Consider the following 20106-nt stretch of genomic DNA (forward strand, 5'->3'; position numbering starts at 1 on the left):
TTCATCAACGAACTTCCAGCTCAGGACACCAGGCCCCGCCAACATTGCAAAACCCGGCTCCATGCCGGGCTTTTTTTTATACTGAAAAGTGACTCCATCGCTTATTAGACAAGCGCTAATAGCTATTAATTAAATAGCAAATCCGCGTTCAGACGGTTGTGCGGCTTGTCGACTGCCGCTGCAGCCACTGCCGGGCCAGTTGCTCCGGCGGCAGCGCCGGGGCAAACAGCCAGCCCTGAAAACGCTCGCAGCCCATCTTGATCAAAAGCTGCAGCTGCTCCTCGGTCTCCACCCCTTCTGCCACCACCGAAAGGCCCAGCGTGCGGGCCAGCGCATTGATGGTGGCGCAGATCTCGCGGTCGTTCACATCCACCACGATGTCGCGCACAAACACCTTGTCGATCTTCAGCTCACCCACTGGCAGGCGCTTGAGCTTGATGAGCGACGAGTGCCCGGTGCCAAAGTCGTCGATCGACAGCGCAAAACCCGCGTTTTTCAGGTCGAGCGCAATGGCGTAGAGCGATTCGTCCAGCAACTGCGACTCGGTGATCTCCAGCACCAGGTCCGCAGGCTCCACCCCCGCGCGCTCGGTGACGCCCAGCAAGGTCTTGGTGAACCCTGGTTCGCGTAGCTGGATGGTGGAGACATTGACCGACACCACCGGCACCTGCCAGCCCTCGGCGCGCCACTGCGCCACCTGGCGGCAGGCGGTGTCGAACACCCACAGGCCCATCGGCACGATGAGCCCACTCTCCTCGGCCAGCGGAATGAACTCGTCCGGCTGCACCGCCTTGCCGTCTACTGACCAGCGCAGCAGCGCCTCGGCGCCCACCGTATGGCGCTGCTGGTTGAGCTGGGGCTGGTACACCAGCGTGAACTCGCCACCCTGCAGCGCGCTGTGCAGGCGGCGGCGCAGCTCCAGCCGACTGCGCGTGATCTGCGTGAACTCCTCGATGTAGAAACGGTACGAGCCGCGCCCTGCGCTTTTGGTGGCGTGCAGCGCCGAATGCGCGTGGCGCACCAGCTCCACACTGTTGGCAGAGTCGTCCGGGTACAGGCTGATGCCCAGGCTGGCACCCATGTACTGCGCCCCCACCTCCGACAGCTCCCAGGGTCTCCCCAGCCCTTCAACCAGCGATGCGGCCAGTTGCGCCAGCTCGGTGCGCGAGGCGGGGCGCAGCAGCATCACGGTGAACTGGTCATTGGCCAGCCGCGACACTAGGCCCTGCCCCGCCAGCAGCTGGGTGATACGCTGGGCCACCTCACTCAGCAGCGCATCGCCCACGCGGTGGCCGTAGGTTTCGTTCACGCTCTTGAAGTGGTCCAGGTCGATCAGCAGCAGCGCCACACGGCGGTTGGTGCCCTGCGTGTCGCGCGCGGCCTCGGCCACGGCGCGCTCCAGCGCATCTTCAAAGTAGCGGCGGTTGGGCAGGCCGGTGAGCGCGTCAAAGTGCGCCACCCGGTACAGCTGCTCTTCGTTGCGCAGCACGGCGGCCTCGGCCGTGCGCAGTCGGTTGAGCAGGCTGACCACAATGGTCTGGCGCAGTGCGGCCAGCAGCAGCACCAGCAGGCAGCACACCAAGATGAGCGCCTGCACCCCGGCACGCCCGTCGGGCGCGACAAACAGCAGCACCAGGGTGATGGCCGCCAGCGTCATCGACACCAGCGGCACATAGTTCATGGCCCGGTCACACTGGCGGCGGTAGTCGGCATCCACCGACATCTCAAAGCGCAGCCAGCGCGCGCCCCAACCCAGGGCGAGCGCCGAGAGGCTGAAGCTGGCGTTGAACCAGACACCCGGCTCCACCGTGCTGCTGATCACCATCAGGTTCCACTGCATCCAGCTCAGGCCATAGCCCAACAGGCCCATCAAGACCAGCAGGTGCGAGCGCGCCACCCGCACCCCCACGGTAGGAATGGCCAGCGCCGTGACTCCCGCCGCCGTGAGGAACCCTGCCGGGTACAGCACCAGAACCGTACCCACCGCCGCCGACCCCACCCCGCCCGAGGGCAGATAGATCACCAGGGTGAAGGCCAGCAGCGCCAGCACGGCACCGCCAAAGTCCAGCGCCGCCGGGTAGGCGCGGTCACGCGAGAGGCGGGCAAACGTGGCGCGGATGACGGTGGCCGCCCACAGCGGGCCCCCTGCCAAAAAGAACAGGTCGGCAGGCGCGGGGAACGGGTTCCAGTCCAGCGCCACCTGCACGTTCCACACCATCTGCCCCACAGCCACCAGCAGGGCAAAGGCCAGCAGACCGGCGTGCAGCGCGCGGTCGGTAGGCGGCGCCTGCACCCAGCCGCGCCAGGCCCAGAAGGCCGACAGCCCAAACGCCAGCGTCCACGAGGCGTTGTCCAGAAACACCCGCACGCTGACGTCCGGCACCCACAGCGACGCGGCGAACAACAGCGTGGCTGCGCTCAACCAGACCGCTGAGAGGATTCGTTCCGCGAAGGACATGGGTGGGGGGCCGTGGTGGAAGGGGTGTGCTGGGCGTAATTGCTACAGAACGTTAACCCTCCCATTGTGGACGCAAGCGTGGCCCGCCTGTTTCCCCTCAAAGCAGCCGGGGCACTGGGCCGGCCAATAGCTACCAAAAAAATAGCATCCAGCGCCTGCTGGACAAGCGCTGGATGCCAATGGAATCTGAATATTTGCCGTTCTTCGACAGCGCTTTTGGGCTCCCGCTCCCCTCGCGGGAGCAAGTCAAACCAGGGCACCGCAGCGCCCACCCATCACAGGGTGCGCTCAGCGTGAAGCCTTAAAACCCTGGCAGCACCGAACCCTTGAACTCGGTCTGGATGAATTTCTTCACTTCTTCCGAGTGGTAGGCCTTCACCAGCTTGGCCACCCAGGGCTTGTCCTTGTCGGCTTCGCGCACGGCGATCAGGTTGACGTAGGGGCTCTTGGCGTTTTCTTGCGCAATCGCGTCCTTGCCAGGGTTCAGGCCGGCCGACAGCGCAAAGTTGGTGTTGATGGCCGAGGCGTCCAGGTCGTCCAGCGAGCGCGGCAGCTGGGCAGCGTCGAGTTCCACGAACTTGAGCTTCTTGGGGTTGCTCACCACGTCCAGCGGCGTGGCCTTGAGGCCCGCGCCGTCGCGCAGCTTGATCAGGCCCTTGTCCTGCAGCACCAGCAGCACGCGGCCACCGTTGGTGGGATCGTTGGGGATGCCGAACTTGGCGCCTTCCTTCAGGTCTTCCAGCTTCTTGACCTTCTTGGAATACAGGCCGATGGGGAAGTTGACGGTGTAGCCCACCGACACCAGCTTGTAGCCACGGTCGGCCACCTGCGCATCGAGGTAAGGCTTGTGCTGGTAGCTGTTGGCATCAAGATCGCCTGCAGCCAGCGCGGCGTTGGGCTGCACGTAGTCGCTGAACTCGACGATCTGGATCTTCAGGCCGTCCTTCTCGGCAACCTTCTTCACCTGCTCGAAGATCTGGGCGTGGGGGCCGCCGGTCACGCCCACCTTGATGGGCTTGTCCTGGGCCATGGCGCCGGACGAGAAAGCGGCAGCAGCGGCCAGAGCCAGGGCGGATTGCAGGAGAAGGCGCTTGTTGTTGTTCACAGGGAAAACCTTTCGTTGAGAGATGGCTCGCATCCTAGGGTTTTCCCGATAACACAGGAACAACTAAGTTTTCATTTCATTAAAACCAATTCGAATAAGAAGACAAGGCCCGCGCCCCCACCCCCACCTCACGAAACTGGCGCGCGCCCAACGAGGGCAGCCGAGCAAGGGCCGCCCCGCAGCGAGGGCTGCGTCCCCCTTCCCGAATCGCGCTGCGATTCGAGAGAAGGGGGAAGTGGCGCAGTCACTCTGGGGGATGTTCCAAGTCACCCACGCAGTGCCACGTTGTTCAGCTTGTCCAGCCGCTCGGGCCAGGTGCCCTCCACCGTCGCGCCCTGCAGCAGGATGCGCGTCCAGGCCACCCAGGCGTCCCACTGCACGCGTTTGTCCCACGCATTGCCCCAGGCGCTGAACAGGTGCAGCGCGCTTTCGGCGGCGGCCTTGGCGTCGTCCTTGCGGCCAGCGGACAGATACAGCTGGGCCAGCACCATCTGCGGCTCGCCCACCCAAGGGTTGTGGCGCACGGCGCTTTCCAGCACGCCGGTGGCCACGTCCAGATCCACCAGGGGCTGGTCTTGCTGGATGACCGACCAGTACAGCGACGTGGCCGCCGCCTCGTTGGCGGCCGACAGGTACTGCGAGCAGTGCGCAAACACCGGCGGCATGGGCAGCACATCCTTCAGGCCCGGGTGCTGCAGCGCCTTGGCCAGGCCATTGATCTGGTGCACCATGCGCCCCGACGGCCGCATGGGCCCGGGCCACAGCGATGCGGCCCAGTGCGCCTTCTGGCTGCGGTGCTGCACGTCCGGAAAGCGCGAGAAGATATCGTCCTGCCAGCTGAACCACTGCTCGATGGTGTCGGCCATGCTCACGATGATGAAGGCCGCCACCTCGTAGGGCGTGAGCACATGGTCCTGCCCGTCTTTTTGCAGCACCAGGCTGCCGTCCGCCTCCAGTGCATGGGCCAGCACCTTTTGCACAAACTGCGTGCGCGACTGGGTGCAGAACAGGTAGACCAGGTGCTCGGCCGACTCGCCCGCAATCTCGCGCACACGGGCGCGCTCCTTGGCGGGGTCGAACTTCACCAGGTCCACAAAGGCATTGCCATACACGCTGTGCAGCAGCCCCAGCAGGCGCACATCGCGCGGCTGCTGCCACACGGTCAGCGTGCGCGTCACGCCCACCAGGTGGTGGCGAAACGTGCCCGCCTTGTGCCAGTCCTGCCCCACATTGCGCGCGAGCACCGTGGGGAGCACGGGCGCCAGTTCAGGGTCGCGGGTCAGCCACTCTTCGTCCAGCAGCGGCAATGCGCGGGCAAACAGGTCTGGGTCCAGGGGGTGAAGCGGCAGGGTCATGGTGTTGTGTCTCCGGCGTTGATCGTGCTGGTAATGCAATGTACACACAGTATCTGCCCACACGGCGGGTGTGCAAGCACCGGGGTGACCCGGCCCTCACACCCAGCACGCGCCTGCACGACGGCTCGGTCAGCCCCACTGCGTGCTGCGGGCTTTCAGGCTCAGAGGCTGAGAGTTTTTTAGCCGGGCCCGAAAGGCGCGCAAATACGCCTCGGATCTAGGCGCAAAGCACAGCCATAGCTCAGGCTATGGCGAGCATTTGTAACGACGAGCTGGGGCGTATTGGCGTGCAAGGCGGGCATGGATGAAGGGCTCTCAGCCTCTCAGACCAGCCTTACTTCAAAGTACGCGCCCTCTCCTTCCCCCAAATCCCGGAACCCGGCCTGCCGGGCTGCCACGCTGGCCTTGCCCCAGGCCTTGAGCAAAGTGAGATCGCCAGGGGACACCACCTCGGGGGGCGACTCCTCCAGGCTCTGCATGGTGTCCAGCGCAGCTGCTACCTGTTCAGGGCCGCCAAGCTGCTTTTCCAGGGCCCTGGCGTACCGAGTTTCTGCGGCAATGCGCTCTTTGGGCGGAAGCTCCTCGGGATAGTCGCGGAGGTTGACGACGAAAGTGGATTCGATGACTTGCATGGCACTGCTACTCCTGTGGTTTGATACTGTATGAATATACAGTTTTTTCCAGCAGAATTCGAGCCCTGAAAGATCACCCGGGAGCGCGGGATGATGGAAGGATTGTTCTCAATACTGGAACAGGTAGTTCGCGACCAGGTAGTTTTTCCGTGAACACCATCGGCGTACAGTTCATCCCATCGATGAGCCGAACCCGCAAGGCGACTCACCGAACCCGGTTCAGAAATGGTTTTTGACCCGGCTTTTTTGAGACGCTTTTTAACTTTCAAGGATTTTCATCATGAACAAGACCGCCCGTTTCCTCTCCGTCGCTGCTGTTGCCGCTTTCGCTTCTTTTGGCGCCCAGGCTGACGAAGCTGACAGCTCGCAATTTGCCCTGAAGTTCGACACGAACCGCACCCGCGCTGAAGTGGCCGCTGAAGCCGCTACCGTGGCCCAGACCCGCAGTCAGGAACCTGCTGGTTCGCGTGTGGTGACCTACACCTCCACCGCCGACCGCGCTGCCGTGCGTGCCCAGGCTGCCGAAGCCCTGCGCACCGGCAAGATCCCTTCGGGCGAATTCAGCGCCATGTAATTGGCAGACCAACTGCTTGAGATTGGTTGAAGCAGTTGCGGGACTTCCCATGGTGGTGGCACTTTGCATTTGCGGGTGGCGCTGCCATGGGGAGTGTTAACTGAACCGCAGGGGCGGGCAGGCAGATCGGGCTCCCTTTGGGAGCCCTTTTTGTTGGCGCACGCGGCGCCGGCTGGCTACATGGCACTTGCCGAGCTTGCCTGGCGCCTGCCGTAATGGACCGTCCCTCAAGGCGCCGCAAGAGCCCCTGCAACGTCGCTTACAGCGACGGGTCGATCAATACCTTGGCCCCAGTATTGCGCGGGCCGTAGAACGCAATGGACTCGGCACTCAGCGCGCCTGCCAGCGACACGGTGCGCGCGTAGTGGCTGGCAAACGTGGTCTTCAGCTCGGCCGCCACGCGCTGGCGCAGCGCCTGGGTGGCCTCTTCGCCAATCTTCTGCAGAAACGGGAACAGCAGCCATCCCCCCATGCCCCAGGCCATGCCAAAGGTGCGGTGCACTTCGGTCGGGCGCGTGTCCAGGTGGCCGTACAAATAAACCTGCTTGTGCACGGCCGAGCCGTAGCGGCTGTATTCCTTGGCCTTGCGGTTGATGGCCGCCTCCATGCACTGCAGGATCTGCCCCGCCAGCGTGCCGCCGCCCGTGGCATCAAACGCAATGGTGGCGCCAGTGGCGGCCAGCGCGTCGGTCAGCTCGGCCATGAAATCGGGCGCACTGCTGTCGCACACGTACTGGGCACCCAGTTCGCGCAACAGTTCCGCTTGCTCGGGCTTGCGCACGATGTTGACCAGGCCGACACCATCCTTCTGGCAAATCTTGAGCAGCATCTGGCCCAGGTTGCTGGCCGCAGCGGTGTGCACCAGCGCGGTGTGGCCTTCGCGCTTCATGGTTTCGACCATGCTCAGCGCAGTCAGCGGGTTGACAAAACACGACGCGCCCTTAGCCGCCGTGGTGCCGGGCGGCAGCGGCAGACACTGCGCTGCAGGCATGGCGCGGTACTGCGAATACATGGCGCCACCAATCACTGCCACCGTGCGGCCCAGCAGCGCCTGCGCAGCGGGCGATGCACCCGCAGCCACCACCAGACCTGCGCCCTCGTTGCCCACGGGCATGCTCTGGCCCAGGCGTGCCGCCATGCCGGGCATGGCGCGCTCGGGGATGCGGGCCGTGGCCACCGGCCGCTCGGCCGTGCCCGTGACCTGCACGGTGGACAGATCAGCCGGGCCCAACAGCAGGCCAATGTCCGATGGGTTGATAGGCGTGGCCTGTACCTGAATCAGCACTTCGTCAGGCCCCGGTGTGGGCACGGGTGTCGGCTCCAGGCTGATCTGCAAGGTGCCATTGGCTTGTACAAGCGAGCGCAGCTGCAGCGCGGTGGTAGGGATGGATGGGTTCATGGAGGACTCGCAGTGGGATGATGGAAATGGAGCCGCGCACATGAAGCGGCGCGACGTGGGGGGAGGCTGGGGTGACAGCAGGTCACAGCCTCTCCACCTGCCGCGCCATTTTTCACCAGGACGCCGGGTTTTGCTGTCCCCTCGGTTTTGCACCCCACATCGCCGTCAGTTTGCTGGCGCGCAATGCACGCGTTCACCCCATCTCCTTCAACCTTCGACTACCGACAAAAGCACGGCCCTCGGCCCTGCCAGAGCGCCAGGTCAGCAAGACCAGCAAAGCGGCCACCAGCAACAAAACAGCGCTGACGACAAAGGTGCTCTGGTATCCGCTGCGGTCAAACAGTAGGCCCCCCACCGTGGAGCCCAGGCCGATAGCCAGTTGGACCACCGCCACCATGAGGCCGCCTCCGGCTTCAGCGTCTCTCGGCATCGACCGGGCAACCCATGTCCACCAGCCCACCGGTGCTGCCGTGGCCACCATGCCCCATACACCCAGCAAGGCCGTGACTACAGTGAGCTGGTCACCCAGACAGATCAGCGCGATGGCGATGAGCGCCATCAAGACGGGTGCCGTGAACAGCGTTGGGTAGAAGCCTCTGGCCAGCGCCGCGCCGACGAATGTGGTGCCCACAAAGCCCGCCACCCCGATCAACAGCAGGATGAACGACAAGGTGAACCCACCCGCATGCGTGACGGTCTCCAGAAATGGACGCAGGTAGGTAAACAGCACAAACTGTCCCATGAAAAAGCAGCCCACCGCCAGCATGCCCACGGCAATCATCCGGCGCCGGAGCAGTCTGAAAACAAGGCCAGAGGCCCCAGAGCGCCGGGGCCCGGCAGGCATCGGCGGCAGGCTCACCCACTGCCAGATGAAGGCCAGTACCGCCACCGGCACTAGGCAAAAGAAAGCCCCACGCCAGCCAATCACGGCCCCCAGATAGCTGCCGAGCGGCGCCGCCACCACCGTGGCCAGCGCGTTGCCACCATTGAAGATGGCCAGGGCCCGTGGCACCTGCTGCGCGGGCACCAGCCGCATGGCCGTGGCGGCCGACATCGACCAAAAGCCTCCCACCACCACCCCAATGAGCGCGCGCCCCACCATGTACACCGCGTAGTTCGGCGCCAGTGCAATGACCGCGCCAGATAAGAACATCAGCGCCGTAAGGCCCAGAAGCAGGGTCTTGCTGTCCATCCTGCCTGCCAGCGCTGCAATGCTCAGGCTGGTGAGCACGGCGAAGGCGCCCGATATCGCAATGCCCTGCCCGGCCCAACCCTCACTAACACCCAGGTCTGCGGCCATGGGTGTGAGCAGGCTGACTGGCATGAACTCCGACGCGATCAGCGCAAACACGCAGAGCGTCATCGCAAAAACGCCGCTCCAGCGCGCGGGCTGCGCCGCCGCCCCGTCTTCACCGCCTGTGTGTTGCGGCGGGGCGTCGCAAACCTGGGTGGTCATTGCTTAAGCCAGGTGTTTGCCAAAGAACGCCGTCAACTTGCCCCATGGGATCAGGTTCACACGGTCATACAGATCCACATGGCCCGCACCGGGGACGATGTGCAGCTCCTTCGGCTCGGCAGCGCGCTTGAAGGCGTCTTCGCTGAACTCCTTGGAATGCGCCTGGTCACCCGTGATGAAGAGCATGGGGCGCGGAGAAATTGTCTCGATGTCATTGAACGGGTAGAAGTTCATGAACTTGACGTTGCTGGTCAGCGTGGGGTGGGTGGTGGTTTTGGCTGAGCCGCCCTTGGGCGTGACCTCGCCACGCGGGGTGCGGTAGAAGTCATAGAACTCCCGCTGAATGGGGTGTGTGTCTGCCGTCAGCTCGTGCACCGTGCCACCGGTGTACTGGATGGCCCCGCCACTGAACTCCACGTAGCGCTGCTCGGCAGCGGCGGCAATGATCTGCTTGCGCTGCTCCACAGTCTGCGAGTGGTTCAGCGCATCACGGTTGGCAGCACCCATGTCGTACATGCTGACGGTGGCGATGGCCTTCATGCGCGGGTCGATCTTGGCGGCGCTGATGACAAAGCTGCCGCTGCCGCACACGCCAATGGCCCCAATGCGCTCGCGGTCCACCATCGCCTGCGTGCCCAGAAAATCCACCGCTGCGCTGAAAGCCTCGGCATAGATGTCTGGCGCCACCGCGTTGCGCGGCTGGCCGTCACTCTCACCCCAGAAAGGCAGGTCCAGCGACAGCGCGACAAAACCCTGCTCTGCCATCTTGGTGGCATACAGGTTGGCGCTTTGTTCCTTGACTGCGCCCATGGGGTGGCCCACCAGAATGGCCGGATTTTTCTTGCTGCGGTCCAGGTTCTTGGGCACAAACAGGTTGCCAGCCACCGCCATGCGGTACTGGTTCTTGAAGGTCACCTTGCGCACGGCCACCTTGTCGCTTTGGTAGAAATTGTCGGCGCCGCTGAGCTTGCCGTGCGCTGGCTGCGGCCCCGCTGCCATCGCACTACCACCCGCGGCAGACAGCCCGCCCCATACCGCCGCACCGAAGCCCGCCCGGATGAGGAAGTCGCGCCGGTCCGAGGTGAGGGGGGCTGTGCCGGGTATTGGGTGCTGTGCGTGGATGGTGGAGAGTGTGTTGTGCATGTTCGATGCTCCTGGGGAGGTATGAAATTGGGGAAGGACGAGAAATCAAGAAATGAAGGCGGGGGTCGAGGGCGCGCCTTCGTTGGACGCTCCAATGCTTTGTCCGCGCGTCAATCGCTGGCGCGTTCGATACGCACTTTCAAAGGCCCTTGGCGCTGCAACGCGGGCAGGCCCGTGTCCACTCTGCCCAGCCGCACCAGGCCGCGTGCATAGGCTTCATCGCCCACAAAAATCGCCAGATTGCCCCAGGGCGCGTAGTAGTTGATGTCACCTGTTTTGGGGGTGATGCCCGCCGGTGCCCCGTCCACCGACAGCTTGCGCGGCAGGGTGGCGATGCGTTCGATCTCCGCGTAGTTCTGCAACGTCAGCGACAGCGGCAGCTGGGCCACAAAATCGCGCGCTGCGGCGTTGTTGTCCAGGGTGGCGGTGGCAATGGCACCATCGATATGCAGATGAATTTTCATGGGGCCCTGCTGTGCAAAGGTGGTGGCGGGCATCACCCCGGCTGCCAGGGTGAATGCCAAGACGACACCCGCCAGGGCGCGGCGTTGGAAGGGGTGGGTGCTGATGCGTTGTGCCATGGCAAGAAGTTTGCCCAGCATTGCTTGCGCCGACTAGATAATGAATGGCGAATGGGTTTATAAGGCTGGCTAACCAATCAATTCAGAGAATCAGACATGGCGAGACGCAACCTGAACGATCTGCTGGCCTTTGTCACCGTGGCGCGCGAGGGCAGCTTCACCCGGGCCGCAGCCACTCTGGGCGTCACGCAGTCCGCGCTGAGCCAGACCATCCGTGGCCTTGAAGAGCGCCTGCAGATCCGGCTGCTCACACGCACCACGCGCAGCGTCTCGCCCACACCAGCGGGCGAACGCCTGATGCAAGCCATCGGTCACCGCTTTGACGAGATTGAGGCCGAGCTGGATGCGCTGACCGCACTGCGCGACAAACCCGCAGGCACTGTGCGCATCACCTGCGGCGACCACGTCATGCACACTACGCTGCTGCCCAAGCTCATGCCACTGTTGCACGACAACCCCGACATCACGCTGGAGTTCGACATGAACTACGGCTTTCGCGACATCGTGGCCGACCGTTTTGACGCCGGGGTGCGCCTGGGCAACACCATCGACAAGGACATGATTGCCATGCCCATCGGCCCGCCGCTTCGCATGGCCGTGGTCGCATCGCCCAGCTACTTTGCCGCCCATCCCATTCCCAAAACCCCGCACGACCTGACGGCGCACCGCTGCATCAACCAGCGCATGCCTACCTCGGGCGGCCTGTACGTGTGGGACTTTGCGCGCAAGGGCAAACAGGTCAACGTGCGGGTAGATGGCCCGCTGATCTTCAACACCGCCCCGCCCCAGGTCGATGCAGCGTTGGCCGGGCTGGGCATTGCGCTGCTGCCCGAGGACGAACTGGCCACCCACATCGAAGACGGCCGCCTGGTCCGAGTGCTGGAAGACTGGTGCCCACCGTTCGCGGGCTACCACCTGTACTACCCCAGTCGGCGCCAGCCATCGCCTGCGTTTTCGCTGGTGCTGCAGGCGTTGCAGCTGCGGTGAAGAGACTGCTTGCAAGCACGCGGGCAGCTAGAGATCACGAGGCAGCAGATACGAACAAGGGTTAGACAGCGGCCTGTTGCGACCCCTTGTCACGTTGGAACGATTCAGTGCTTGACTTAGAGTGCACTCCAACTTTCAGAATCGTTCCCATGGCATCCCTCCTCACCATTGCCGAAGTCGCCGAACGCACGGGCCTGACCGCGCACACGCTGCGCTACTACGAGCGCGCCGGGCTGATTGCGCCCGTGGCGCGTGCGCCGGGTGGCCAGCGCCGCTATGCGGCTTCGGACATGGAATGGATCGGATTCCTGCTGCGCCTGCGCGAGACCCAGATGCCCATCGGGCAGATGCAGGCCTTCGCGCGGCTGCGCAGCGAAGGGAACACCACCGCCCCCGAACGGCGCGAGCTGCTGGAGCATCACCTTGCTCAGGTGCTTGCAACCATCACCGCCATGCAGCAAGCCGCACAGGCGCTGCAAGCCAAGATCGCGCACTACCGGGATCTGGAGGCTTCCCTTCGCCACACACCCTCGTCACCCCGCCAAGGAAGCACCCATGTCCCCCGAAACCAATCCCCGTTATCTCCAGGGCCTCGCCAAGCTGCGCGAAATCGACGGCCACGCCGGTGAGCACGTCGTCGCCAGCCTGGCCGACATTGCCCCCGATTTCGCCCGCTACCTGATCGAGTTTCCGTTTGGCGATATCTATTCCCGACCCGGACTGGACCTGCGCAGCCGCGAAATTGCAGTGATCGCTGCTTTGACTGCGCTGGGCAACGCCACACCACAGCTCAAGGTGCACTTGCAGGCGGCGCTGAACGTGGGCGTCACCCGCGAGGAGATCGTGGAAGTCCTCATGCAGATGGCTGTTTACGCAGGCTTTCCCGCCGCGCTGAACGGACTGGCCGCTGCCCGCGCAGTGTTTGTGGCGGGCGGTGCGGAAACGGTGGCAGCATGAGGTGCCTGAGCCGCTACCGGCTCCGCGCGACGTCTGCGGCTACTTCCCCGCCCCCACCAGCATCGGCCGCACCAGCCGCACGGGTAGCTTGCTGGCCCGTGCCGCATCGCCCCGCGCCTCGCCGGTGGACAGGTTCACGGCCCAGCCGTTGATCATTGCGGCCTGGCGCCCCCCATCGCCCGCGCGGCTTTGCGCGATGTTGCCGTAGGTGTATGGGTTGACGCTGGGCGCACTCACGTTGCTGGTGGATGACCAGTGCCACTGGCCCGGCGCGGCCGGGAACAGGATGGGGTTGAGGCCCGGGGGAGACAGCGACTTGTCCACCAGCCGCTGCAGTTCCGCCGCGCGGGGAAGGCGCCAACCCACGCCCTCGGCCTTCCAGCGGTCGGTGGCAAGGGTGGTGGCTTCGGCACGGTCCAGCAGCAACGGCTTGCCGGTGCAGGTCTTGCCCGTCCACTGCATGCCTTCCACACAACGCGGCCAGGTCAGGCCTGCGCGCACATCAAGTACATAGGCGCCATCGGCCGACAGAGACCAGTCTTGGGCTGCGGTGGAGTCGGTAGCCAGCACCGGCAGGGCTGTGAGGGCGCAGGCCAGCGCGGCAAAAAGCTGCGAAAGTGGTTTCATGGGCAAAAGCCTGGTCTTGGCAGGGTAGCGGAATAAGGCGGGCAAAACGGACTCGGATGGCGACACCCTACCCGCACAGCGACACCAGCGCCACCCCGCAGATCAGAAAACCTGCATTGCGCCTTTACCCCAGCTTACCCAGCTTGCCCGGCTTGGCGGGCACACCGGCCGGTGCCCCCGACGCTGCCAGCGCCTCGGCCAGAAACCCCACAAACGCCTGCACGCGGGTGGAAAATTGGTGCCGCTGCGGGTACACCGCATAGATGTCGGCCGCCGGGGTCTGGTAGTGCGGCAGCACGGGCTCCAGCAGGCCCTGGGCCAGGTGGCGGTTCACGTCCCACTCGGCGCGCATCACGATGCCGTGGCCCTGCAGCGCCCACAGCACGGCGATCTCGCCGTCGTTGGTGGTGAGGTTGCCGGTGATCTTGATGGACTCAGTGTGTGCCTTGCTGCCGCGCCCGGTGGTCAGGCGCCACAGGCCATAGGCCTCGTCGCCCTGGCGGATGCCGATGCACTGGTGCTCCATCAGGTCGCGCGGCACCCGGGGCCTGCCGTGGCGGTCGAGGTAAGCCGGTGCGGCGCACAGCACGCGCCGGTTGGGGGCGATGCGGCGGGCGATCACACGGCCGTCGGGCGGCTCGCCAAAACGCACGCACACGTCGTAGGCGTCGTCGGTGATCGGCGGCGGGTGCACCGACAGCTGCAGTTGCACATCCACCTCGGGGTACTGGCGCACAAAGTCCGAAATCACGGGCGCGATGTGCATGCGGCCAAAGCCCAGCGTGGCGTTCACGCGCAGCAGGCCTTTGGGGCTGGCCTTGGACTGCACGATAAGTTCATCGAGCGCATCGATCTCGCGCAGGATGCGGCGCGCGTGCTCCAGCAGCAGCTCGCCCTCGGGCGTGAGGCTCATGCGGCGGGTGGTGCGGTTGACCAGCACCACGCCCAGGCGCTTTTCCATCTGCGTGAGGTGCTTGCTGACCGCCGCCGTGGAGACGCCCATTTCGCGCCCTGCGGCGCTCAGGCTGGGGCTGGCGGCCAGCGCAGAAAAGAAGCCCAGTTCTGCGGGCTGGATGGTGGCACTCATCGAATAGCTCTTAACTTCAGGTTAACGATGGATTCACTTTAGCGGCGTTCTGTGAAGGCGTCCAGGCCTACAGTCCCTCTACCGTTTGGTTTCTTCTGTGTCTCTCTTTCACGCCTGTGCCTTGCTGCACGGGCATTTCCAGACCTTTTTCACCCAGGCATCCGCATGACCACCTATCAAATCGCCACCATCCCCGGAGACGGCATCGGCAAGGAAGTGATTCCCGCGGGCCAGCGCGTGCTCGAAGCCCTGGCCGCCCGCCACCCCGGCCTGCAGTTCGAGTTCGAAAATTTTGGCTGGGGCGGCGACTGGTACCGCGCCCACGGCGTGATGATGCCGGCCGATGGGCTGGATGCCCTGCGCGGCAAAGACGCCATCCTGTTTGGCTCGGCAGGCGACCCGGACATCCCCGACCACATCACGCTCTGGGGCCTGCGCCTCAAAATCTGCCAGGGGTTTGACCAGTACGCCAACGTGCGGCCCACGCGCATCCTGCCGGGCATCGATGCGCCCCTGAAGCGCTGCACGCCCAAGGACCTGGACTGGGTCATCGTGCGCGAAAACTCCGAGGGCGAATACTCGGGCGTGGGCGGCCGCGTGCACCAGGGCCACCCCATCGAGGCGGCCACTGATGTGTCCATCATGACCCGCGTGGGCGTGGAACGCATCCTGCGCTTTGCCTTCCGCCTGGCGCAGTCGCGCCCCCGCAAGCAGCTCACCGTCATCACCAAGAGCAACGCGCAGCGCCACGCCATGGTGATGTGGGACGAGATCGCCGCGCAAGTGGCGGCCGAGTTCCCCGATGTGAAGTGGGACAAGGAGCTGGTGGACGCCGCCACGGCCCGCATGGTCAACCGCCCCGCCACGCTCGACACCATCGTGGCCACCAACCTGCATGCCGACATCCTCAGCGACCTGGCCGCCGCGCTGGCAGGCAGCCTGGGCATTGCGCCCACCGGCAACATCGACCCCGAGCGCCGCTACCCCAGCATGTTCGAGCCCATCCACGGCTCGGCGTTCGACATCATGGGCAAGGGCCTGGCCAACCCCATCGGCACCTTCTGGTCGGTGGTGATGCTGCTGGAGCACCTGGGCGAGGTGGACGCTGCGCGCGCCGTGATGCAGGCCATCGAACAGGTCACCGCCAACCCGGCCCTGCACACCCGCGACCTGGGCGGCACGGCCACCACGGCGCAGGTGACCGATGCGGTGTGCGCGCTGATCAGCGACGCACCAGCCGCGCGCAAAGCCGCCTGATCGCCCCCCACGGCCCGCCAAGGCGGGCTTGTGAGAGCCCGGCGGGCAGAACCACAAGGCCGCACAGGCCACGCACCCGCCGCACCACCATCCTTCAGGAGACAAACCATGCACCGCCCCAACCCCGGCCCCACCCACATTGCTCCCCCGCTGCGCCGTCAACACCTGATGGCACTGGCGGCGCTGGCCGCAGCCGCCTGCCTGCTGCCCGGCAAAGCTGTCCACGCACAGGCCTGGCCTAGCAAACCCGTCACCCTCGTCGTGCCGTTTGCAGCGGGCGGCACCACCGACGTGCTGGCGCGCGCGCTGGGCGAAAAGCTCAGCACCGCGCTGGGCCAGCCCGTGATCGTGGAAAACCGGGGCGGCGCAGGCGCCACCATTGGTGCCGACTACGTGGCCAAGGCCGCGCCCGACGGCTACACGCTGCTGATGGGCGCAGTGCACCACACCATTGCCACCAGCGTCTACAAAAAGCTCAGCTACGACTTTCAAAAGAGCTTTGCCCCCATCACCACCGTGGCCCTGGTGCCCAACGTGCTGGCCGTGAGCGCCACCACTCCCGCCAAGGATGTGAAGGAACTCGTGGCCCTGATCAAGGCCGCGCCCGACAAGTTTTCGTATGGCTCCAACGGCGCGGGCACGGCGCAGCACCTGATCGGCACGCAGTTCTCGACCACCATCGGCCAGCCTTTGCTGCATGTGCCCTACAAGGGCAGCGGCCCGCTGACCACCGACCTGCTGGGCGGGCAGGTGTCGATGTCGTTCGACACCATCACGCCCGTGCTGCCCCACATCAAGGCGGGCAAGCTGCGCGCGCTGGCGGTGACCACGGCCAAGCGGTCCTCATCGCTGCCGGATGTGCCCACACTGCAGGAGGCCGGTTTTGCGGGCTTCGACATCGGCACCTGGTTTGGCGTGCTGGCCCCGGCACGCACACCCGCCGATGTGGTGGCCCGGTTGAATGCCGAGATGGTCAAGGTGATCCAGTCGCCCGACTTCAAGAAGCGCATGCAGGACATCGGCGCCGAACCCATTGGCAACACGCCCGCTCAAATGGCCGAGCAGATAGCCAGCGACACCACACGCTTTGCCAAGCTGGTGGCCGACCACAAGATCACCACCGACTGAACCGACCGAAACGACTGACTGTGTGCCCGGGGGGCGGGTTGGTATAACGCCAGCCATGACGCCCACCACCATCGAGCCCACCGTTCCCGTCGCCCTGATCCACGCACTCGAAGAGCGCGCCTTCAACGCCTGGCCCGCGCGCCAGACGGTGTTCCACCGGGGCTGGGTGTTCCGGCTGTCGGGCGGCTACACCAAGCGTGCCAATTCGGTCAACGCGCTGCTGCCCGGCGCGCCGTTTGACGGGGTGCGCGAAGCGGCTGCAGCGCTGTACGCACGGCACGGGCTGCCCGCCGTGTTCCGCATCTCGCCCTTGGCCCCGCCCGAGGCCGACCTGGAACTGGCCGAGGCGGGCTACCAGCACTTCGACCCCTCACTGGTGTTGCACCGGCCGCTGGCCCTGGGTTCGGTCGGCAAGCCCGATGGCAGCACCCATATCAGCACCACGCCCACTGCCGCCTGGCTGGAGGGCTTTGCCGCCGCCAACAGCGTGCCAACGCACCACCGCGCGCTGCACAACAGCATGCTGGACCACATCGCCCACCCTGCCGCGTTCGCCCTGCAGCACGATGCACAGGGCCAGCCCGTGGGCTTTGGGCTGGCAGTGCTAGAGCGCGGCGCCGTGGGCCTGTACGACCTGGCCGTGACGCCTGAGCACCGGGGCGGCGGGCGCGGGCGCGCGCTGGTCACAGCCCTGCTGCACTGGGCCGCCGAGGCCGGGGCAGCCAGCGCCTACCTGCAGGTGCGCGCGCAGAACACGCCAGCGCTGGGGCTGTACCAGTCGATGGGGTTCAAGACGGCGTACGGCTACCACTACCGGGTGCCGGGCTGAAGGGGTTATTCAGGCTCCCCCTCCCCTTGCGGGAGAGGGAGTGAAGGTGAGGGCAGCTATGGGTGCGGAGACGGGCGCCAGAGTTTAAAGAAAAATGGCCGTCTGCGCTCTTCCATCATCCCTCTATAGCTATCAAATAAATAGCAAAAGAAACAGCCAATCAACCACTCACCGGTGGCTCAACCTGCGCACCGCCCAGTCGCCCAGGCTCTGCACGGCCTGCACAAAGAAGATCAGCACCAGCACCACGGCCAGCATGATCTCGGGCAGAAAGCGCTGGTAGCCGTAGCGGATGCCCAGGTCACCCAAACCACCGCCGCCAATCGCACCGGCCATGGCCGAGTAGCCGGTCAGGCTCACGAAGGTGATGGTCAGGCCCGCCACGATGCCGGGCAGCGCCTCGGGCAGCAGCACCTTCCACACGATCTGGCTGGTGGTGGCGCCCATGGCCTGAGCAGCTTCGACGAGGCCGTGGTCCACCTCGCGCAGCGCGGCTTCAACGAGGCGGGCCACGAAGGGTGCGGCAGCAATCGTCAGCGGCACCACGGCGGCGGCGGTGCCGATGGACGAGCCCGTGATGAAGCGCGTGAACGGGATGATAGCCACCAGCAGGATGATGAAAGGCGTGGAGCGCACGGCATTCACCAGCCAACCCACGAGCTTGTTGACGGGGCCGTTTTGCAGCACGCCGCCATGGTCTGTGAGGCGCAGGAACACGCCCAGCGGCACGCCGATGAGGCCACCCACGATGCCGGAGATGCCCACCATGATGAGCGTCTCCCACAACGAGGAGGCAAAGAGGTCCAGCATGGCCGGAGTGAAATGGTCGAACATGGCTTATGGCTCCCTCAGATTTCGATCGTGACTTCTTGCACCGCCACGCCGCCTGCGCGCAGATGCTCCACCGCGCCACGCACCTGCATGGGCTCGCCGCTGGCGTACACGGCCAGCGAGCCGAAGGTCTCGTCCTGGATCTCGTCCACCTGGCCGTGCAGGATGCTCATGTCCACACCAAACTCGCGGATCAGCTGGGACAGGATGGGCTGATAGGCGCTGTCGCCCGAGTACGACAGCCGCAGCAGCCGCCCCGCGTGGCCGGGCGCCGTGGTGGCCAGCTGGCGGGTGAGCTTGCGCACATGGTCGAGCACGCTCGCGGGCAACTCTTGCGGCAGGATTTCGTCGATCAGGCTCTTGGTGATGGCCTGCTGCGGGCGCGTGAACACATCGAGCACGCGGCCCTGCTCCACGATGCGGCCCGCCTCGATCACGGCCACGCGGTCGGCCACCTGCTTGATGACCTGCATCTGGTGGGTGATGAGCACCACCGTGAGGCCCAGCTCGCGATTGACCTGGCGCAGCAGGTCGAGGATGGAGCGGGTCGTCTCCGGGTCCAGCGCGGAGGTGGCCTCGTCGCTCAGCAGCACCTTGGGTCGGCTGGCCAGCGCGCGCGCAATGCCCACGCGCTGCTTTTGCCCGCCACTGATCTGCGCGGGGTAGCGGTCGGCCAGATGGGCCAGGCCCACCAGTTCGAGCAGCGGGTTCACGCGCTCGCGGATGTCGGCTTTGCTCATGCCCGCCAGCTCCAGCGGCAGCGCGGCGTTGTCGAACACGGTGCGCGATGACAACAGGTTGAAGTGCTGAAAGACCATGCCGATCTCGCGCCGGGCCTCGCGCAGTTGCGCGTCGTTCAGCTGGGTCAGGTCACGGCCGCCCACGATGACCTGGCCCGTGGTGGGCCGGTTGAGCAGGTTGATGACGCGCACCAGCGAGCTTTTGCCCGCGCCGCTCTTGCCGATGATGCCGAACACTTCGCCCGGCTGGATGGTGAGGTCGATGCCACGCAGGGCTTCGACGGGGCCTTGTGGGCCCTGGTAGGTTTGGGTGATACCCCGTAAATCGATCATGGAAAGCAGTGCGCGGCAGCGGCCTCACGGTGAGTGGCCGCTGCCGCGCGGGTCTGGAAAAGGATGGGCGACTGTATCGGCGAATCGTAAGTTCACAAACGATTAAAAAATCGGTTTATTAGATCGCCAAGTTATGAAGACCGTGGTACACAGACTTCAGTAACTATGAAATTCATAGCTATCAGGTCAACACCATAGCGCGCAGGCTGCCATTTTTCCTTGAACTTTCCTGACGACTCCGAAAACTTCTCCAGGCCACAGTTCTATATTTCAACTTTTGTTGTATTATCGAATCATGCAAGAAACCGACGTCATCCGATCCCTCGCCGCCCTCGCCCAGGAAGTGCGCCTGCGGGTGTTCCGCGCCCTGGTGGTGGCGGGCCAGGAAGGGCTCACGCCCGGCGGGCTGTCTGAGCAGTTGGGCATTGCGCCCAACACGCTGTCGTTTCACCTTAAAGAGCTGACCCACGCGGGCCTGGTGAGCCAGGAGCGCCAGGGCCGCAACCTGATCTACCGCGCCTCGTTTGCCACCATGAACGACCTGCTGGCCTACCTGACCGAGAACTGCTGCCAGGGCGCCGCCTGCCTGACCGACGAGGCCACCGCCGCCTGCCAGTGCTGATCGCC

The 20106-nt window shown here is 65.1% G+C and carries 20 protein-coding genes; 8 read left to right on the top strand and 12 right to left on the bottom strand.

The genetic code is table 11. The annotated features are described in order from the left end of the window. Window positions 1–148 precede the first annotated feature (148 nt). The 4 genes from ACQ4MJ_RS09960 to ACQ4MJ_RS09975 all read right to left on the bottom strand — a co-directional run bounded on the left by ACQ4MJ_RS09960 (window position 149) and on the right by ACQ4MJ_RS09975 (window position 5550). Entirely contained in the window at window positions 149–2458 is a 2310-nt protein-coding gene (locus ACQ4MJ_RS09960; protein WP_431152819.1) for a putative bifunctional diguanylate cyclase/phosphodiesterase, read from the bottom strand. A 301-nt stretch (window positions 2459–2759) separates the two neighbouring features. Beyond that, the gene (locus tag ACQ4MJ_RS09965; protein WP_233194296.1) at window positions 2760–3563 is read right to left on the bottom strand and encodes a MetQ/NlpA family ABC transporter substrate-binding protein; all 804 of its coding nucleotides are present in this window, start codon (window positions 3561–3563) and stop codon (window positions 2760–2762) included. A 266-nt stretch (window positions 3564–3829) separates the two neighbouring features. Continuing rightward, entirely contained in the window at window positions 3830–4918 is a 1089-nt protein-coding gene (locus ACQ4MJ_RS09970; protein WP_121419898.1) for a DUF6817 domain-containing protein, read from the bottom strand. A gap of 323 nt (window positions 4919–5241) precedes the next feature. Then, window positions 5242–5550 carry a hypothetical protein gene (locus ACQ4MJ_RS09975; protein WP_055397526.1) on the bottom strand — a complete coding sequence of 103 codons (309 nt, stop codon included), beginning with the start codon at window positions 5548–5550 and terminating at the stop codon, window positions 5242–5244. Between the two features lie 280 nt (window positions 5551–5830). On the opposite strand from ACQ4MJ_RS09975, the gene ACQ4MJ_RS09980 reads away from it, so the two are divergent. Next, window positions 5831–6124, top strand: a complete 294-nt coding sequence (locus ACQ4MJ_RS09980; RefSeq protein ID WP_431152275.1) for a DUF4148 domain-containing protein — start codon at window positions 5831–5833, stop codon at window positions 6122–6124. A 259-nt stretch (window positions 6125–6383) separates the two neighbouring features. Here the strand turns inward: ACQ4MJ_RS09980 and ACQ4MJ_RS09985 are convergent, their stop codons facing one another. The 4 genes from ACQ4MJ_RS09985 to ACQ4MJ_RS10000 all read right to left on the bottom strand — a co-directional run bounded on the left by ACQ4MJ_RS09985 (window position 6384) and on the right by ACQ4MJ_RS10000 (window position 10703). Next, complete coding sequence (locus ACQ4MJ_RS09985; protein WP_431152818.1) at window positions 6384–7523, bottom strand: zinc-binding dehydrogenase; 1140 nt, start codon at window positions 7521–7523, stop codon at window positions 6384–6386. Window positions 7524–7716: 193 nt separating this feature from the next. Further along, window positions 7717–8979 (bottom strand): MFS transporter, encoded by a 1263-nt coding sequence (locus ACQ4MJ_RS09990; RefSeq protein ID WP_431152817.1) that lies wholly within the window; start codon window positions 8977–8979, stop codon window positions 7717–7719. Between the two features lie 3 nt (window positions 8980–8982). Then, window positions 8983–9978, bottom strand: coding sequence for an alpha/beta hydrolase (locus ACQ4MJ_RS09995; protein ID WP_431153086.1), 996 nt, complete (start codon window positions 9976–9978; stop codon window positions 8983–8985). Window positions 9979–10232: 254 nt separating this feature from the next. Further along, window positions 10233–10703 (bottom strand): cyclophilin-like fold protein, encoded by a 471-nt coding sequence (locus tag ACQ4MJ_RS10000; protein WP_431152816.1) that lies wholly within the window; start codon window positions 10701–10703, stop codon window positions 10233–10235. A 96-nt stretch (window positions 10704–10799) separates the two neighbouring features. Here ACQ4MJ_RS10000 and ACQ4MJ_RS10005 point away from each other — a divergent pair, with 96 nt between their 5' ends. The 3 genes from ACQ4MJ_RS10005 to ACQ4MJ_RS10015 all read left to right on the top strand — a co-directional run bounded on the left by ACQ4MJ_RS10005 (window position 10800) and on the right by ACQ4MJ_RS10015 (window position 12647). Further along, window positions 10800–11690 carry a LysR family transcriptional regulator gene (locus ACQ4MJ_RS10005; RefSeq protein ID WP_121419893.1) on the top strand — a complete coding sequence of 297 codons (891 nt, stop codon included), beginning with the start codon at window positions 10800–10802 and terminating at the stop codon, window positions 11688–11690. A 149-nt stretch (window positions 11691–11839) separates the two neighbouring features. Then, window positions 11840–12319 carry a MerR family transcriptional regulator gene (locus tag ACQ4MJ_RS10010; protein WP_055397539.1) on the top strand — a complete coding sequence of 160 codons (480 nt, stop codon included), beginning with the start codon at window positions 11840–11842 and terminating at the stop codon, window positions 12317–12319. Next, the gene (locus tag ACQ4MJ_RS10015) at window positions 12246–12647 is read left to right on the top strand and encodes a carboxymuconolactone decarboxylase family protein (protein WP_431152815.1); all 402 of its coding nucleotides are present in this window, start codon (window positions 12246–12248) and stop codon (window positions 12645–12647) included. The genes ACQ4MJ_RS10010 and ACQ4MJ_RS10015 overlap by 74 nt, the downstream gene beginning before the upstream one ends. Before the next feature lie 39 nt (window positions 12648–12686). On the opposite strand, the gene ACQ4MJ_RS10020 is transcribed toward ACQ4MJ_RS10015, so the two are convergent. Together ACQ4MJ_RS10020 and ACQ4MJ_RS10025 are read right to left on the bottom strand one after the other, a co-directional pair. Continuing rightward, on the bottom strand, window positions 12687–13274 hold the full coding sequence (locus ACQ4MJ_RS10020) for a DUF1566 domain-containing protein (protein ID WP_431152814.1): 588 nt from the start codon (window positions 13272–13274) through the stop codon (window positions 12687–12689). 124 nt (window positions 13275–13398) lie between these two features. After that, window positions 13399–14361 (bottom strand): LysR substrate-binding domain-containing protein, encoded by a 963-nt coding sequence (locus ACQ4MJ_RS10025; RefSeq protein ID WP_431152813.1) that lies wholly within the window; start codon window positions 14359–14361, stop codon window positions 13399–13401. A gap of 165 nt (window positions 14362–14526) precedes the next feature. On the opposite strand from ACQ4MJ_RS10025, the gene ACQ4MJ_RS10030 reads away from it, so the two are divergent. From ACQ4MJ_RS10030 to ACQ4MJ_RS10040, 3 genes are all read left to right on the top strand, one after another. Then, complete coding sequence (locus ACQ4MJ_RS10030; RefSeq protein ID WP_431152811.1) at window positions 14527–15618, top strand: tartrate dehydrogenase; 1092 nt, start codon at window positions 14527–14529, stop codon at window positions 15616–15618. A 168-nt stretch (window positions 15619–15786) separates the two neighbouring features. Beyond that, the gene (locus tag ACQ4MJ_RS10035; protein ID WP_431153085.1) at window positions 15787–16746 is read left to right on the top strand and encodes a Bug family tripartite tricarboxylate transporter substrate binding protein; all 960 of its coding nucleotides are present in this window, start codon (window positions 15787–15789) and stop codon (window positions 16744–16746) included. Window positions 16747–16801: 55 nt separating this feature from the next. After that, window positions 16802–17575, top strand: a complete 774-nt coding sequence (locus tag ACQ4MJ_RS10040) for a GNAT family N-acetyltransferase (protein WP_431152810.1) — start codon at window positions 16802–16804, stop codon at window positions 17573–17575. Between the two features lie 168 nt (window positions 17576–17743). Here the strand turns inward: ACQ4MJ_RS10040 and ACQ4MJ_RS10045 are convergent, their stop codons facing one another. Together ACQ4MJ_RS10045 and ACQ4MJ_RS10050 are read right to left on the bottom strand one after the other, a co-directional pair. Further along, entirely contained in the window at window positions 17744–18409 is a 666-nt protein-coding gene (locus ACQ4MJ_RS10045; protein ID WP_055397552.1) for a methionine ABC transporter permease, read from the bottom strand. A 14-nt stretch (window positions 18410–18423) separates the two neighbouring features. Continuing rightward, window positions 18424–19479 (bottom strand): methionine ABC transporter ATP-binding protein, encoded by a 1056-nt coding sequence (locus tag ACQ4MJ_RS10050; protein WP_431152809.1) that lies wholly within the window; start codon window positions 19477–19479, stop codon window positions 18424–18426. A gap of 295 nt (window positions 19480–19774) precedes the next feature. Between ACQ4MJ_RS10050 and ACQ4MJ_RS10055 the strand changes: the two genes are divergently transcribed. Further along, the gene (locus ACQ4MJ_RS10055) at window positions 19775–20101 is read left to right on the top strand and encodes an ArsR/SmtB family transcription factor (RefSeq protein WP_055397556.1); all 327 of its coding nucleotides are present in this window, start codon (window positions 19775–19777) and stop codon (window positions 20099–20101) included. Window positions 20102–20106 lie beyond the last annotated feature (5 nt).

This window comes from Acidovorax facilis (genome assembly GCF_050626955.1).
GTDB lineage: Bacteria > Pseudomonadota > Gammaproteobacteria > Burkholderiales > Burkholderiaceae_C > Acidovorax > Acidovorax facilis.